This window comes from Methylobacterium sp. Leaf465, from assembly GCF_001424705.1.
Taxonomy (GTDB): Bacteria; Pseudomonadota; Alphaproteobacteria; order Rhizobiales; family Beijerinckiaceae; genus Methylobacterium.
The window spans coordinates 45,897-60,430 of sequence record NZ_LMRA01000034.1 but is presented as its reverse complement, the minus strand read 5'-3'; the positions used below and the strand labels follow the sequence as shown (position 1 = coordinate 60,430).

Below are 14,534 nucleotides of genomic sequence, written 5' to 3'. Positions count from 1 at the left end.
GAACACCAGCGGCGTCGCGCCTTACGCGCCGCGCAAGCCACGGATACCGCCATGCTCATCGAAAGCGGCTCCTCCCATGCTGCGAACACCATCGGCATCACCCTGACGATCAACGGCGAGAGCCGGACGCTTCAGGTCGCCCCCTGGACCACCCTCCTCGACCTCCTGCGCGAGGACCTCGACCTCACCGGCACCAAGAAGGGCTGCGACCACGGCCAGTGCGGCGCCTGCACGGTGCTGGTGAACGGCATGCGCATCAATTCCTGCCTGACGCTGGCGGTGATGAAGGACGGGGCCAGCATCACCACGGTCGAGGGCCTGGCCGGCGCCGAGGGCCTGCACCCGCTCCAGGCGGCCTTCGTCGAGCACGATGCCTTCCAGTGCGGCTACTGCACGCCCGGCCAGCTCTGCTCGGCCGTGGGCATGCTCTCCGAGGGGCACGCCCAGTCGCGGGACGAGATCCGGGAGGCGATGAGCGGCAACATCTGCCGCTGCGGCGCCTACACCAACATCGTCGACGCCATCGAGGACGTGATGCACGCGGGAGCCGCGAAATGAACCGCTTCGATTACGTCCGCCCGACGACCGTCGACGAGGCGGTGCGCGCCATCGCCTCCGGCGCCCAGGCCCGCTTCATCGCCGGCGGGACCAACCTCGTCGACCTGATGAAGTACAATGTCGAGCGGCCCGAGCGCCTCGTCGACATCACCCGGCTGCCCCTCGACCGGATCGAGGAGCGCGACGGGGGCCTCAGCCTCGGCGCCCTGGTGACGAACGCGACCGTGGCCTACGACGACCGGGTCAAGGCGCGCTATCCGCTGCTGTCGAGCGCGATCCTGGCCGGCGCCTCGGGTCAGCTGCGCAACGCCGCCACCACCGGCGGCAACCTCCTGCAGCGCACCCGCTGCTATTATTTCTACGACGACGCCACGCCCTGCAACAAGCGCGAGCCCGGCACCGGCTGCGCCGCCATCGGCGGGGTCAACCGCATCCACGCCATCTTCGGGACGAGCCCGTCCTGCATCGCCACCCACCCCTCCGACATGTGCGTGGCCCTCGCCGCCCTGGAGGCCAAGGTCCGGGTCGCCGGCCCGGGGGGCGAGCGCACGATCCCCTTCGCCGACTTCCACCGCCTGCCGGGCGACACGCCCGAGCGGGACACCACCCTCGCGGTCGACGAGATCGTGCTCTCGGTCGACCTGCCCGACGAGGAATTCGGGGCCCACCACACCTACCTGAAGCTGCGCGACCGGCTCTCCTACGCCTTCGCCCTCGTCTCGGTGGCGGCGGTGATCAAGCTCGACGGCGACACCATCCAGACCGCGCGCTTCGCCCTGGGCGGCGTCGCGCACAAGCCCTGGCGCGACGCGCAGGCGGAAGCCTTCCTGGTCGGCAAGCCGGCCACCCACGAGACCTTCGCCGCCGCCGCCAATATCGTGGTCGCCGCGGCGCACCCCCAATCCGAGAACGGCTTCAAGATCGAACTCGCGCGGCGCGCCCTCATCCGCGGCCTGTCCCAGGCCGCCGCCGGCACGCCCCAGTCTCAGTCCGACAAGCGCATCGCCTGAAGGAACCCCCATGGCCCACAGCATCAGCACCTCCGGCACCGACACCTATGTCGGCACCGCGCAGAGCCGCGTCGACGGCCCGGCCAAGGTCACCGGCCAGGCGAAATACGCCGGCGAGTTCGCCGCCCCCGACCTGACCCACGGCTACGTGGTGTCGAGCGGCATCGCCCGCGGCCGGATCCTGTCCATCGACACGGCGGCCGCCGAGGCGGTGCCGGGGGTCCTCAAGGTCTTCACCCACGAGAACCGGCCGCGCACCGCCTGGCTCGACTACAATTACCAGGATCAGGTCGCGCCTCCCGGCTCGCCCTTCCGGCCGCTCTACGACGACAAGGTCCATTACAGCGGCCAGCCCGTGGCCCTGGTGGTGGCGGAGGATTTCGGCACGGCGCGCTACGCCGCCTCGCTGGTGAAGCTCGCCTACGAGGCCGATGCGCCGACCACCGACCTGCGGACCCTGGAGGACGCGGCCTACGTGCCGCCCAAGAAGCGCTCCGGCATCAAGCCGCCGCCGGCGCCCTGGGGCGATGCGGACGGCGCCTACAAGGCCGCCCCGGTCCAACTCACCAACCACTACCACATGGCCGTGGAGCACCATAACCCGATGGAGCCCCACGCCTCGACCGTGGTCTGGGAGGGCGACGGCAAGCTCACGGTCTACGACAAGATCCAGGGCGTCTCGAACAGCCTGGGCTACATCACCGGCGTGTTCGGGATGAAGAAGGACGACGTCCACGTCCTCAATCCCTATCTCGGCGGCGGCTTCGGCTCGGGCCTGCGCCCGCAATACCAGCTCTTCCTCGCCGTCATGGCGGCGCGGGAGCTGGAGCGCTCGGTGCGGGTGACCCTCACCCGCGACCAGATGTTCACCTTCGGCTACCGGCCCGACGTGCGCCAGACCATCGCCCTCGGGGCCGAGGCCGACGGCGCGCTGACCTCCCTCCGGCACGAGGCGATCTCCGGCACCTCCGGCTTCGAGGATTACCAGGAGGTCGTCGTGAACTGGTCGGGCATCCTCTACGATTGCCCGAACGTCGCCCTCGACTACCGGCTCGCCAAGATCGACACCTACACCCCCTCCGACATGCGGGCACCCGGCGCCGTGACGGGCGTGTTCGCCCTCGAGATCGCGATGGACGAGCTCGCCCACGAGACGGGGCAGGACCCGATCGAGCTGCGCCTGCGGAACTACGCCGAGAAGGACCGCACCCAGGACAAGCCGTTCAGCTCGAAATCCCTGCGGGCCGCCTACGCGGAGGGAGCCGAGCGTTTCGGCTGGTCGGCCCGCAACCCCGAGCCGCGCTCCATGAAGGACGGGCGCGAGCTCGTCGGCTGGGGCATGGCCACCGGCATCTGGGAGTCGATGATGCAGCAGTCGAGCGCCCAGGCCACGCTGACGGCCGACGGCAAGCTCGTGGTCGGCAACCAGACCGGCGACATCGGCACGGGCACCTACACGATCCTGACCCAGATCGCCGCCGATGCGCTGGGTTTGCGGATGACGGACGTGACGACGAAGCTCGGCGACTCGAAGCTCGCCGACGCGCCGATCGCCGGCGGCTCCTGGACGGCGGCCTCCTCCGGCACGGCGGTGATGAAGGCCTGTCGCGAGATCGCCGCCCAGGTCTTCACCCTGGCCCGCGGCCTCGACGATTCGCCCCTGGCCAACGTCGACTTCGATCGCGCGGTGTTCAAGGACGGGCGCATCTCGGTGGCGGGCGATCCGTCCCGCAGCATCGCCATCACGGAGGTGATGGCGAAGGCGGGGATGGACCAGATCGAGGCCACCGGCTCGGCCGGCCCGGATTCCAACCATTCCCAGGAATTCGCCGGCTACACGCACTCGGCCATCTTCGCCGAGGTGAAGGTCGACGAGGATCTCGGCGTGGTGCGCGTCACCCGGATCGTCTCGGCGATCGCGGCGGGCAAGATCCTGAACACCAAGACCGCCCGCAGCCAGATCCTCGGCGGCGTGGTCATGGGCATCGGTTCGGCGCTGGAGGAGGAATCCATGCTCGACCACACCATCGGCCGGTTCATGAACCACAACCTCGGCGAGTACCACGTGCCGGTACATGCCGACATCCACGAGATCGACGTGATCTTCGTGGACGAGGAGGACAAGGCCAACCCGATGGGCGTGAAGGGCCTGGGCGAGATCGGCATCGTCGGCACGGCGGCGGCGGTGGCCAACGCGGTGTTCCACGCCACCGGCAAGCGCATCCGCGAGCTGCCGATCACCATCGACAAGATCATCGGCTGATCCTGCGCCGCGGGTCCTGACGTCTTGAGAGCCGCGCACCCCGGGTGCGCGGCTCTTTTCTCAGCGCGTGGCGCGGCCGAACAGGCGCTCGGCGAAGGTCGGGCCGGCATCGCCGCGTCCGGCGACCACGACGAGGCGGCGGACCTCGCCGCGCAGGAAGGCCTGGAGGAAGCGGTTGTAGTCCCTGAACGAGACGCAGCCGTTCGAGGCGCCGCTGGGGCCCAGCATGTAGGTGTGGGCCAGGATGCCGTCGCGGCCGTGGATCGCCGCGCTGCCGCCCACCGGGTTGAGGCGGATCGCCCGCACGCCGTGGAACAGCGCCTCGCGCTCGGTGAGGTCGTAGGTGCCCGGCGGGGTCGAGCCGCGCATCCGGCGGTGGACATGGCGCGGGTTGTCCATGCTCTCGCCGAGACCGGAATGGGCCTCGAGCCGCTCGCCGCTCGGCAGGGTCACGGTGCGGGCGGTGATGTCGTAGACGGCCGTGCCGGCGCCGACCACCGGGCTGCTCTCGATCACCCGGCGCGGACCGGGATCGACGCTCGAGTCCACCGCCGCGTAGGCCAGGGTGGTCCGCGGCGCCGCCTCGGGCTCCGGCGCGGAGCGCGTCCCGAACACCGTGTCGAAGAACGAGCGCTCGGCCGCGGCCTCGGCGCTGGCACGGGCGACCTGGGTCCGGCGGGTGGCCAGCGCGCGCAGGGCGGGGGCCGAGCGGAGCGCCAGGCGGGCCGGCTCGGCCTGGGCCACCAGGCCGGCCGGGCGGGGCACCGGCAGCGGGATGGTCTGGGGCAGCGCCTGCGCGGTCCGGACCGGGCTGGCGGCCGGGGCGGGCGCGGGGCGCGGCGCCGCCATCGCCAGCGTCGTCCGGGCCGCACCCGCGGGGGGCACCAGGGCGGCGCTGAGCGGGGCCGCCTGGGCCAGACCCCGGGCTGCGAGGCCGAGGGCCGGCGTCGGATCGAGCATCCAGGCAGAGGCGCTCGGCGCCGATGCGGTCGCCAGCACCGGCCGTCCCGGACCGGCCGGGACGGGCGCGTCCGGCGCGGTCAGGTGCGGGAAGGCGGCGCAGAGGAGCGCCACGGCGGAGGTCCGCAGGAGCATCGGCCCGTGGGGCCGGCGACGACGGCGGAGGCGGCGGCCGGACGGGTACACAGCGTCGTTCATGCGGGCGAACTCGGATACGCAGTTCCCGAACTGGCACAGCCCCATCTCTGCAGACCTCAAGAAAAGGTTAAGCGAAGAGGAGGGTCGTGAACGGTGCCTGTTAGGAAAACATCAACCTTAACTGGCCCTATTCAGCCGCAACTTGGTTAATCGCAGATAAACCGCGACGCATTGTGTGGAGAAATCTTCCGCCTCGCTGTTCGGCACCCTGCCGGGAGCCTCCGTCCCCGCTCTTCGGCGAGCGGGCATGCGATGGGCCGGCCCGACCCCGCGACGAAATCCGGTCCGGACCCTGTGGACCTCGGGGGCAAGCCGGGCCGGGACAGCGAACCACGCGAATTTTCTGCGTATCCTCAGCGTGGGGCCGGGCCGGCGGCCGGCTGCAGGGGGATCGTACCCGCCATGGGGTTTCTCATCGTCTTTCTCGGGGCCGGCCTCGGCGGCATGGCCCGCCACGGCGTCGGGCTGGCCGCCCTGCGCTTCGGCACGGCTTTTCCCTACGGCACGATGGGCATCAACATCCTGGGCTCGATCCTGATGGGGGTGCTGGCGGGCTGGTACGCCATGCGCAGCGGCAGCCAGCCGATGCGGCTGTTCCTCGCCACCGGCGTCCTCGGGGGCTTCACCACCTTCTCGTCCTATGCCCTCGAAGGCATCCTCCTGTTGGAGCGCGGCGAGATGGCGGCGGCCATCATCTACATCCTGGGCTCGGTGGTCCTCGGGCTCGCCGGCCTGCTCCTCGGCCTGATGGTCATGCGGATGATCCTGTGAGACCGGCCGGGCCGTCGCGATGCTGAGCGCGCTGCTGCTCTCCTGGCGGTTCTGGGCCCTGCTCTCGGCCGTCTTCGCCGCGCTGACCGCCATCCTGGCGAAGGTCGGCGTCACCGGCGTCCCTCCCGACGTGGCGACCTTCGTGCGGACCGTGGTGATCCTCGCCCTCACCGGCGCGATCCTGTTCGCCACCGGGCAGGTGCCGGGCCTCGCGGCGATCCCGGGCCGCAGCGTCGGCTTCCTCGTGGCCTCGGGCCTCGCCACGGGCGCCTCCTGGCTCTGCTACTTCCGCGCCCTCGCCCTCGGGGATGCGGCGCGGGTGGCGCCCCTCGACAAGCTCAGCGTCGTGCTCGTCGCGATCCTCGGGGTGATTCTCCTCGGCGAGAGCCTCACCCTGCCGAACTGGATCGGCGTCGTCCTGATCGCGGCCGGGGCCATTCTGGTGGCCTACCGGGGCTGAGAACCGCCCGGCCCCGCGCTGTCGCAGGATCAAGCCCCGGCCAGGACGCTGCTTTTCCCGACGTATGGAATTCTTCCAAATCGAAGACAGTAGATCCTCCGCCGAGCGCAAGATTCAACCTATTCCAATGTTTCGAGAATTGCTTGCCAAGCGGAGACTCAGCTTTCAAACCTCTCTCCAGAACGCGGATCGCGAGAGGAGAGCGGAATCATGGAACGCACGCTGGACTGGCTGCGCGGCACCGTGCGGATCGCCTGGTGGGACGGTTCGGCCCTCGACCTGCGGCTGCATCGCTTCGCCGACCTCATCGACGCCCTGGCGGGCGCTCCGGAAACGGATCCCGCCCTGGTGCCGGCCCACTGGCGGGAACGACTGTCCGACCGGACCTCGGGAGCCCGGGCATGAGCGGGCAGGACGAGCGGATGGATGCCCCACCGCACCCCGCGCCGGCCTGCGCCGAGCCCGCGTCGCCCGAGGCCCATCTCGACGAGGCCCTGCGCCGCGCCTTCTGGCAGAGCCTGAACCGGGCGCCCCTGCCGGCCCTGTCGGCGCTGGAGGTGGCGGCCCGCGTCGTCGGTGCCCTCTATCGACAGGTGGCCCAGGCCCATGAGGGGCCGCAGGGCTGCCGCTGCGGCTGGGAGCCGGATCCCGATTGCGACCTCATCGTGCTGGAGGCCAACCTCGCGGCGGCCCTGATGCAGCCGCCCGAGCCCGATCTCGCCCGCATGATCCCCCTCGGGCGCGCCTGATACGAGCTCCGCTCGATCAACGTGGAGCCCGTATCCGGCAAGCCCTCGCGGCGTTTGAGCGAAGTCCAAATCCGCCATCCGGAAGGGATCAACCGGCCAGCCCTCAGGTCCAGGATCCGGTATGAGCCGGGATGGTTACGATTCCCTCATACTCCCGGCCGACCATGGTGGTGCGAGCCCGATCTCGGCCTCGCGTCGGCGCACCGGGAGTGTGGGATGGACGGGTTCTATCGCGGCATCGAGACGAGCCTCCTGGCCTTCAGTCTCGTCCTCGGGCTCGGTGCCCTGGTCCTCTCGCACCGTGCCCTGCCGCGCCCGACCGTGGCCCAGCTCGCGGTCAGCCTGCCGATGATCTCGGTCTCGGCGCTGCCCTGAGCATTCATCCGGGCCGTACACCGAATCCCGCTCAAGGATTCATGATCGGCCGGTCCTCGCGACTGCAACCCTTCCGGCCCCTCGCGACTTAACAGTTCAAGAGGCAACGCACGCCGTTGCACGATCCTGACACGTTGAGGGCACATCCCCCGAGGGATGTGCGAGCGAGACTTTTCGATGGTAGCGAATCGACTGCGCGTATCCGCCATCGCGGGTACTCTTGTCTTGGCCGGGACATTCCTGACGGGTGCCGGTTTCTCGGGCGCTTTCGTCTCCGGCGCCCTTGCGGCTCCGGTCGCCGACCAGGGTCCGGGCAAGGCCTCCGTGGTTGCACCCACCGTCACCCCCGTCGCGGCCGTGACCGAATCGGAAGACGAGTCGGTCAATTGCAGCCGCTCGCGCAAGCGCCTCTGGGTCGAGGGCGAGGGCTGGATCGTTCGTCGCGTCACCACCTGCCGCTAGCGCGAGACCGGGAGCGCCGCGGCGAACCCGACCCTGCCGCGAGGCAGGGTTTTTTCGTATCGTGAGCCTTGTCGCCTGCCTGCCGAGGCTGCTCCGTCCCGCTCGGGGGCCCGCCTAAGCACTCTTCGACGCTGAAGGCCGCCGGGATTTCGGGAACGACGGAGGCGTCCGCCGGTTCTCGTTCGAATCGGCTAGCGTGGGAGTCCGGCGTCGCATGACCACTCGTTCGAAGATCCTGCCGCGCAGGGGAATCTCCCTCGGCATGGCCGGCCTCGCCGGTGCTCTGGTGCTCTCCGGCCTGGCCGGCACGGCGCAGGGCCAGGACCTTGCCTACGGCAGCTATCCCTATGCCGGCTACGAGAACGGCTACGGCGGGCCGCTGATCCATGGCGACTATGTCGGTGCGCCGCTCACCCGTTTCCCCCGCCCGAGCGAACTCGTGCCCAGCGCCTGGGGCTACGGGACCTACGGCATCCCCACGGTGGCGGGGATCCGCAGTGCCTCGGTCGGCACGCCGACGGTCTACGTCATCGAGGGGCAGCCCTCCGCTTCCCGCGCCGCAGCCCCCGGCCGCTCCCGGGTTCTGACGCGCGGCCGACAGGGGCGCTGGTCGGACGCTGCCGGGCCCACGCGAGCCCGGAGCCGCGGCGGCCCGTTCCAGGCTGCCGCCCCGGTTGCCGAGACGAGCGGAGGGGCCCGCGTCATTCCCGTCCGCGTTTCGCCGGCCCAGATCACGCAGCGTTAGGGCGCAGCGCCGGAAGAAGACTCCGCGCCGACTTTCGCAAGCGGTTAATCTGTTCGTGCCACCTTCTGGTCAAGAACCGTGAAGGTGGTCAGGCCGCGCCATGCATATCGTCCTCGTCGACACCAGTCGGGTCGTCCTCAAGATGATCGCGGCGCTGCTCGAGCCCAACGGTCACACCGTTTCGGCCTTCACCGATTCCGCCGAGGCCCTCAACTTCGTGGAGAATACCGGCTCGGTCCGGGTGCTGATTACCAGCCTCGAGGTCCGGCCGCTGGGCGGCCTCGAACTGTGCTGGTCCGCCCGCCTGCTTGCCGAGGCCAATCGCCCCCTCTACGTCATCACCATGTCCTCGGCCCGGAACGCCCGGAACCTGGCCGAGGCCCTCGATAGCGGCGCCGACGACTTCATCGAGAAGCCGCCGGGACCGGAGGAGCTGCATGCCCGCCTGCGGGCCGCCGAGCGCCTCACCACGATGCAGAGCGAACTGATCCGCCTCGCCGACACGGACTCGCTGACGGGCCTGCTCAACCGGCGCGCCTTCCTGCAGAAATCGCGGGATGCCGCGGAGCGCGTGGGGGATCACGGCAGGATGTCGGCCATTCTCCTCGACATCGACCACTTCAAGGGCATCAACGACGAGTACGGCCATGACGTCGGCGATGCGGCGATCCAGGCCGTGTGCCGGGAACTCGCCCTCGATGGCATCGTCGGCCGACTCGGCGGCGAGGAGTTCGGCATCATCCTGCCCCACCGCTCTGGCACGGAGGCCGAGGGTGTGGCGACCCGCCTGCGCCGCTCGATGGAGGCCCTGCGCATCCGCGGCGGCCGGGTCCCGATCCGCCTCACCTGCAGCTTCGGCGTCAGCGAATGGTCGGAGGGCGACACCATCGAGGGTCTGCTCAAGCGGGCCGACATCGCCCTCTACGAGGCCAAGACGACGGGACGCAACCGCGTCGTGAGCGCTGCCTCCGACCTCGTGCTGGCCCGCGCCGGCTGAGCCGGAACCTGTCTCGAATCGAGGGGGAACCCGGCAGCTCCCCTGTGCCGTTGCGAAACGCCCGCATTCCCGACCCGGTCGCGCGATGCGGCCGTTTACCAAAGTACCGCCGGATTTCCCGTGGGTTTTGGTCAATGTTCGGGGGATTGCACCAGAATCCAGATCGAGCCTTGGCCAGTAAAACCTTGGAACGAAACTTGATCTGAACCTCCCAGGGAACGCCGCGGTGTGTCGCGGTGGGACAATGGGGAGGGTAGCGGCATGAATGACGCCGTGGGAGTTTTGATCGTCGGCGAGCCCCTCGGGCTCGAGCCCGCGTTTCGCGCCGTCATCGAGCATGAGCCGCGCCTGCAGACCTTGAGCGAAGGGGAACTCTCGCCCGGGTCGGACGGACCGTCACGCAAGGTCGCGTTGCTGTTCGTCGGGGCGGAGCCCGAGCCGGGCCTTGCCGGCCGGATCGCGGCGCTCAAGGGCCGGGCGCCGGGCCTCGCCGTCCTCGTCGGCTTCGAGGTATTGCGGGCGGGCCTCCTGACCCGGCTGGTGGAGGCGGGCGCCGATGCCTTCATCGCCCGCTCGGCGACGCCGCGCGACATCTGCCGGGCCCTCCTCACCCTTGCCGCCAGCCCGACCGAATCGTCCCGGGACGAGGCGGCACCGGTGGCCCCGGCCCCCGCCGATGGCCTGACGCCGCGCGAAGCCGAGATCCTGCGCTTCCTCAGTGCCGGTTTCAGCAACAAGGAGGTGGCTCGCCGCCTCAGCCTGAGCGTGCGCACGGTGGAGACCCACCGCCTCAACCTGCGCCGCAAGACCCAGACCGGGCGCCTCAAGGACCTCGTCGCCCTGGCCCGCCACCTCGGCCTCACGCCGGTGGTCGATGCCGCGCCGGTCCGTTCGACGGGCGGCGACCGCCCCCGGGGCCTGCACGCGAGCGAGTCCGTGGCCCGGCTCTGAGCCGGGCCGCGACGCCCCTCAGGCGGGCAAGACGTTTCTCAGGCGGGCAAGACCTTTTTCAGGCGAGCAAGACGTTTCTCAGGCAGGAGTCAGACTTTCGTTGACCGCGGAGAGGGGACGCTTGGGCTTCTGGGCCACGTCGCCGCCGCGCATGGCCTCCTCCAGCGGCTCCGGACCCTTGCGCAGGAGCTTGGCCAGATAGTAGCTGCCGAACCCGAAGATGAAGGCGTAGGCGATCAGGAAGGCGACCAGGGAGGTCGTCACGGCGTTGACCGTCAGGGGCGAGTGGGCGTCCGCCGTGCGCAGCTGCCCGTAGACGATGTAGGGCTGGCGCCCGATCTCGGCGGTGAACCAGCCGAACAGGACCGCGCCGAAGCCGGACGGCGTCATCAGCATCGCCGCGTTGAGGAACCAGCGGTTCGAGAAGAGCGTGCCCTTCCAGCGCAGGTAGAGGCTCCACAGGCTCAGGCCCAGCATCGCCATGCCGATCGCGACCATGATGCGGAACGAATAGAAGACCGGCCAGACCGGCGGACGCTGGTCGCGCGGCACGTCCTTCAGGCCCGGCACCACGCCCGAGAAGTCGTGGGTGAGGATGAAGCTGCCCAGCCGCGGGATGCCGATCTCGAAGTCGTTCTTCTCCGCCTCCATGTTGGGGATCGCGAAGAGCAGCAGGGGCATGTTGTCCTGCCGGTCCCAGTTCGCCTCGATCGCCGCGAGCTTGGTCGGCTGCAGCTTGAGCACGGCCAGCCCATGGGTGTCGCCGACGAAGATCTGGATCGGCGTGAAGATCACCGCGAACCAGAGCGCCATGGAGAGCGAGAGCCGGGCGCCCGCCACCTTCTCGGCCGGCTCCTTGCGCGCCCGCAGGATCATCCAGGCCGACATGCCCGCCACCGCGAAGGCCGTGGTGAGGAAGCAGCCCAGGACCATGTGGGCGTAGCGGATCGGGAAGGAGGGGTTGAAGATCACCTTCCACCAGTCTGTGGCGATGGCCCGGCCGTTCTCGACGACGAAGCCGTCGGGGGTCTGCATCCAGGAATTGGCGGACAGGATCCAGAAGGCCGAGATCAGGGTGCCGATCGCCACCATGCAGGTGGAGACGAAGTGCAGCCGGTCGCCGACCCGGTCCCAGCCGAACAGCATGATCCCGAGAAAGCCGGCCTCCAGGAAGAAGGCGGTGATCACCTCGTACTGGATCAGCGGCCCGAGCACGTTGCCGGTGAAGTCGGAGTAGCGCGACCAGTTGGTGCCGAGCTGGTAGCTCATCACGATGCCGGAGACGACGCCGAGGCCGAAGGAGACCGCGAAGACCTTCACCCAGAACCGGTAGAGGTTCCGGTACATCGGGTTGCCGGTCCAGAGCCACTGCGCCTCCAGGCGGGCGAGGAAGCTCGCCAGCCCGATGGTGAAGGCCGGGAAGATGATGTGGAAGGCCATGGTGAAGCCGAACTGGATGCGCGAAAGCAGGAGCGCGTCGACGTCCATGGCAAACCCTCATGCGATGTGGGGCCCCCGATGGGAGGGGACCCTGGAACAGCTATAGCGTGAAGACGCCGAAGCTGCATCCGGTTCGCGGCGGGCGACCGGGTCGCAGGGTTGTGCGGCCTCGGGGCGGCTCAGCGCCGCGGCAGCAGGCGGCGCGGCGCGCGGGCCAGGGTCGCGACCCCGAACAGCCCGAGAGCCACCACGCCCGTCAGGCCGGCGACGAGGAGATCGCGGTCGCGGCTCGTCCAATAGGCGCTGCGCGTCGTCTTGGTCCGGTCCGAGAAGCGCCCGTCGATGCCCACAGGGCTGGGCACCGGGGCGAACAGGTTGCCGGCCTTGTCGGGGGCCGGTTCGTCGGTGAGCTGGGCCGACCACATCGTGGCGGCCTTCGCATCCGCGTAGCCCGGCATCAGCGCCTGGGCGGCGGCCATCATCACCGTGCTGTGGCCGACCCAGACCTCCCGGCTCGGGTTGTCGGCCGTGGCGACGATGGCCTCGGCGCAGAGGCGCGGATCGTAGACCGGATCGGGGGCGTACTGGCCGTGGCCGGTGCGGTTGCGGGCCCAGTTGAACTGCGGGGTGTTGACGGCGGGCAGGTAGACCACGCTGAGGGAGACCTTCACGCGATCGTGGATCAATTCGGAGCGGAGGGCGTCGGTGAAGCCCGAGACCGCGAACTTCGCCGCGCAGTAGGGCGCCTGGAGCGGCGCGGCGCGGATGCCGAGGCCCGACGAGACCTGGATGATGGCGCCGCGGTCGCGCGGCTTCATGTGGCGCAGGGCCGCCAGCGTCCCGTAGACCTGGCTCAGGTAGGTCGTCTCGGTGACGCGCCGGTACTCCTCGGGCGTGATCCGGTCGGCCGGGTTCACGATGGTCGCCATCGCGTTGTTGACCCAGGCCCGGATCGGGCCGAACTCCCGCTCGATCCGCTCGGCGGCGGCATCGATCGCCTCCGCGTCCGCCACGTCGGCCGAGATCCCCAGGACGGGGCGGCCGTAGGCGGACAGGTCGGCCTCCGCGTCGCGCAGGCGGTCGGCATCGCGGGCGATGACAGCCACGGCCCAGCCCCGCCGGGCGAAGAGATGGGCGGTGGCGAGCCCGATTCCGGCGGTTCCCCCGGTGACGACCGCGACCTTCATGATGTTTCATCCTTGGTGAGCGTGTGGCGCCAACGGGTTCGGGGGCGACCTGGTGCCGGCGGGGATGCGTGCCCAAACGACACGGGGGAAGCGGGGTCGTCATGGCTGATGCCCTCCGCGACTCTCCCTCTCCCGCAGAGGGGGGGAGGGGGATGCGTCGAGGCCAAGCTGTCTGCGAGCGTCGTCTCAGGCGGCCTGACCCTGTGGGGATTCCGATGCCGTCGCGCGCCGCTTCCCGGCCGTCTTCCCGGCCCGCGCGCCCGAGAGATCCCGGCCCTTGCCGTCCTTCACCTCGGCGAGGCGTGCCTGGAGCAGGCCGAGCACGGCCGCCTCCTCGGGCTTCAGCCCGGCGAGGTCCTCGCGCAGCTCGTCCTCCACCGCGTCCTTGATCTGCAGGAGGAGGGCGCCCTCGAGGTAGCAGTCGAGCACCTGGGGATGGATGTAGCACTTGCGGCAGATGGTCGGCGTGTTGCCGAGCCGGGCGGCGACGCCCTCGATGGCGGCGCGCAGGTTCTTCTTGGCCTTGGCCTCGCTGTCGAAGGCCTCGAATTCCTGCAGCGCCAGGGCGGCCAGGACGGTCCCGGCCCAGGTCCGGAAATCCTTGGCGGTGATGTCCTGGCCCGTGATCTCGCGCAGGTAGGCGTTCACGTCCGCCGAGGTCACGTCGCGCACGGTGCCGTCGGCGTCGCGATACTGGAACAGCTCCTGGCCGGGCAGGTCCTGGCAGGCCTTGACGATGCGGGCGACCCGCCGGTCCTTGAGGCCGAGGTCCCAGGTCTTGCCGCTCTTGCCCTTGAACCGGAAGGTCAGCGCCGAACCCTCGATCCGGGCGTGCCGGTCGCGCAGGGTGGTCAGGCCGAAGCTCTTGTTGGTGCGGGCGTAATCGTCGTTGCCGACACGGATCAGCGTGGTCTCCAGGAGGTGGACCACGGTGGCCAGCACCTTTTCACGGGGGAGGTCGCGCCGGCCCATGTCGGCATCCACCCGGGCGCGGATGGCCGGGAGCGCGTCGGCGAAGGCCATGACGTGCTCGAACTTGGTGAGGTCGCGGGCGGCGCGGAAATCCGGGTGGTAGCGGTACTGCTTGCGCCCCTTGGCGTCGCGGCCGGTCGCCTGGATATGGCCGTTGGCCCGCGGGCAGATCCAGACGTCGGTATAGGCCGGCGGGATCGCCAGGGCGCGGATGCGCGCCAGGGTCTTCGCGTCCCGCACCGGCTGGCCCCGGGCGTCGCGATAGGCGAAGCCCGTCCCGCTCTTCCGGCGCGTCAGCCCCGGCATCGTGTCCTCGACGTAGCGCAGGCCCGCCTCCTCGGCGGCGTCGCGCGGGTCGGCGACCGTGCCCTCTTCGTCGCGCGCCGTGGCCATGCTCCGGTTCCGTCCCTCACGGTGTCTCGTTGGCCGTCAACGG

At 70.1% G+C, this 14,534-nt stretch carries 16 protein-coding genes; 12 read left to right on the top strand and 4 right to left on the bottom strand.

Going from position 1 to position 14,534, the window contains the following annotated elements:
* The first annotated feature begins 51 nt into the window (after positions 1-51).
* Genes ASG51_RS15400 through ASG51_RS15390 form a run of 3 tightly spaced genes read left to right on the top strand, consistent with a single transcriptional unit; the run spans position 52 to position 3,831 of the window.
* Positions 52-558 (top strand): (2Fe-2S)-binding protein, encoded by a 507-nt coding sequence (locus ASG51_RS15400; protein ID WP_056381748.1) that lies wholly within the window; start codon positions 52-54, stop codon positions 556-558.
* Positions 555-1,568, top strand: a complete 1,014-nt coding sequence (locus ASG51_RS15395) for a xanthine dehydrogenase family protein subunit M (protein ID WP_056218278.1) — start codon at positions 555-557, stop codon at positions 1,566-1,568. The genes ASG51_RS15400 and ASG51_RS15395 overlap by 4 nt, the downstream gene beginning before the upstream one ends.
* A gap of 10 nt (positions 1,569-1,578) precedes the next feature.
* Complete coding sequence (locus ASG51_RS15390; RefSeq protein WP_056381747.1) at positions 1,579-3,831, top strand: xanthine dehydrogenase family protein molybdopterin-binding subunit; 2,253 nt, start codon at positions 1,579-1,581, stop codon at positions 3,829-3,831.
* A gap of 60 nt (positions 3,832-3,891) precedes the next feature.
* Here ASG51_RS15390 and ASG51_RS15385 read toward each other — a convergent pair whose 3' ends face one another.
* Positions 3,892-4,989 (bottom strand): DUF2778 domain-containing protein, encoded by a 1,098-nt coding sequence (locus ASG51_RS15385; protein ID WP_056382055.1) that lies wholly within the window; start codon positions 4,987-4,989, stop codon positions 3,892-3,894.
* A gap of 402 nt (positions 4,990-5,391) precedes the next feature.
* On the opposite strand from ASG51_RS15385, the gene crcB reads away from it, so the two are divergent.
* From crcB to ASG51_RS15345, 9 genes are all read left to right on the top strand, one after another.
* Positions 5,392-5,760, top strand: a complete 369-nt coding sequence (gene crcB / locus ASG51_RS15380; RefSeq protein WP_056218272.1) for a fluoride efflux transporter CrcB — start codon at positions 5,392-5,394, stop codon at positions 5,758-5,760.
* Positions 5,761-5,782: 22 nt separating this feature from the next.
* Positions 5,783-6,220, top strand: coding sequence for an EamA family transporter (locus ASG51_RS15375; protein WP_056219378.1), 438 nt, complete (start codon positions 5,783-5,785; stop codon positions 6,218-6,220).
* Positions 6,221-6,430: 210 nt separating this feature from the next.
* Positions 6,431-6,625 carry a hypothetical protein gene (locus ASG51_RS15370; protein ID WP_056218269.1) on the top strand — a complete coding sequence of 65 codons (195 nt, stop codon included), beginning with the start codon at positions 6,431-6,433 and terminating at the stop codon, positions 6,623-6,625.
* 17 nt (positions 6,626-6,642) lie between these two features.
* Positions 6,643-6,969: a hypothetical protein gene (locus ASG51_RS15365; protein ID WP_056219375.1), complete on the top strand. Its 327-nt coding sequence runs from the start codon at positions 6,643-6,645 to the stop codon at positions 6,967-6,969.
* A 216-nt stretch (positions 6,970-7,185) separates the two neighbouring features.
* Positions 7,186-7,344, top strand: a complete 159-nt coding sequence (locus ASG51_RS24670; RefSeq protein ID WP_200917574.1) for a hypothetical protein — start codon at positions 7,186-7,188, stop codon at positions 7,342-7,344.
* Between the two features lie 225 nt (positions 7,345-7,569).
* Positions 7,570-7,806 (top strand): hypothetical protein, encoded by a 237-nt coding sequence (locus ASG51_RS15360; protein ID WP_244480165.1) that lies wholly within the window; start codon positions 7,570-7,572, stop codon positions 7,804-7,806.
* Positions 7,807-8,020: 214 nt separating this feature from the next.
* Positions 8,021-8,551, top strand: coding sequence for a hypothetical protein (locus tag ASG51_RS15355; protein WP_056381744.1), 531 nt, complete (start codon positions 8,021-8,023; stop codon positions 8,549-8,551).
* Between the two features lie 100 nt (positions 8,552-8,651).
* On the top strand, positions 8,652-9,548 hold the full coding sequence (locus ASG51_RS15350; protein ID WP_056276536.1) for a diguanylate cyclase: 897 nt from the start codon (positions 8,652-8,654) through the stop codon (positions 9,546-9,548).
* Positions 9,549-9,809: 261 nt separating this feature from the next.
* Entirely contained in the window at positions 9,810-10,499 is a 690-nt protein-coding gene (locus tag ASG51_RS15345) for a response regulator transcription factor (RefSeq protein ID WP_056381743.1), read from the top strand.
* Between the two features lie 78 nt (positions 10,500-10,577).
* Here the strand turns inward: ASG51_RS15345 and ASG51_RS15340 are convergent, their stop codons facing one another.
* The 3 genes from ASG51_RS15340 to ASG51_RS15330 all read right to left on the bottom strand — a co-directional run bounded on the left by ASG51_RS15340 (position 10,578) and on the right by ASG51_RS15330 (position 14,491).
* Positions 10,578-11,987, bottom strand: a complete 1,410-nt coding sequence (locus tag ASG51_RS15340; RefSeq protein ID WP_056218257.1) for a cytochrome ubiquinol oxidase subunit I — start codon at positions 11,985-11,987, stop codon at positions 10,578-10,580.
* A 131-nt stretch (positions 11,988-12,118) separates the two neighbouring features.
* Entirely contained in the window at positions 12,119-13,126 is a 1,008-nt protein-coding gene (locus ASG51_RS15335; RefSeq protein WP_056381741.1) for an SDR family oxidoreductase, read from the bottom strand.
* Between the two features lie 186 nt (positions 13,127-13,312).
* Positions 13,313-14,491, bottom strand: a complete 1,179-nt coding sequence (locus ASG51_RS15330; RefSeq protein ID WP_056218251.1) for a DNA topoisomerase IB — start codon at positions 14,489-14,491, stop codon at positions 13,313-13,315.
* Positions 14,492-14,534: the final 43 nt, after the last annotated feature.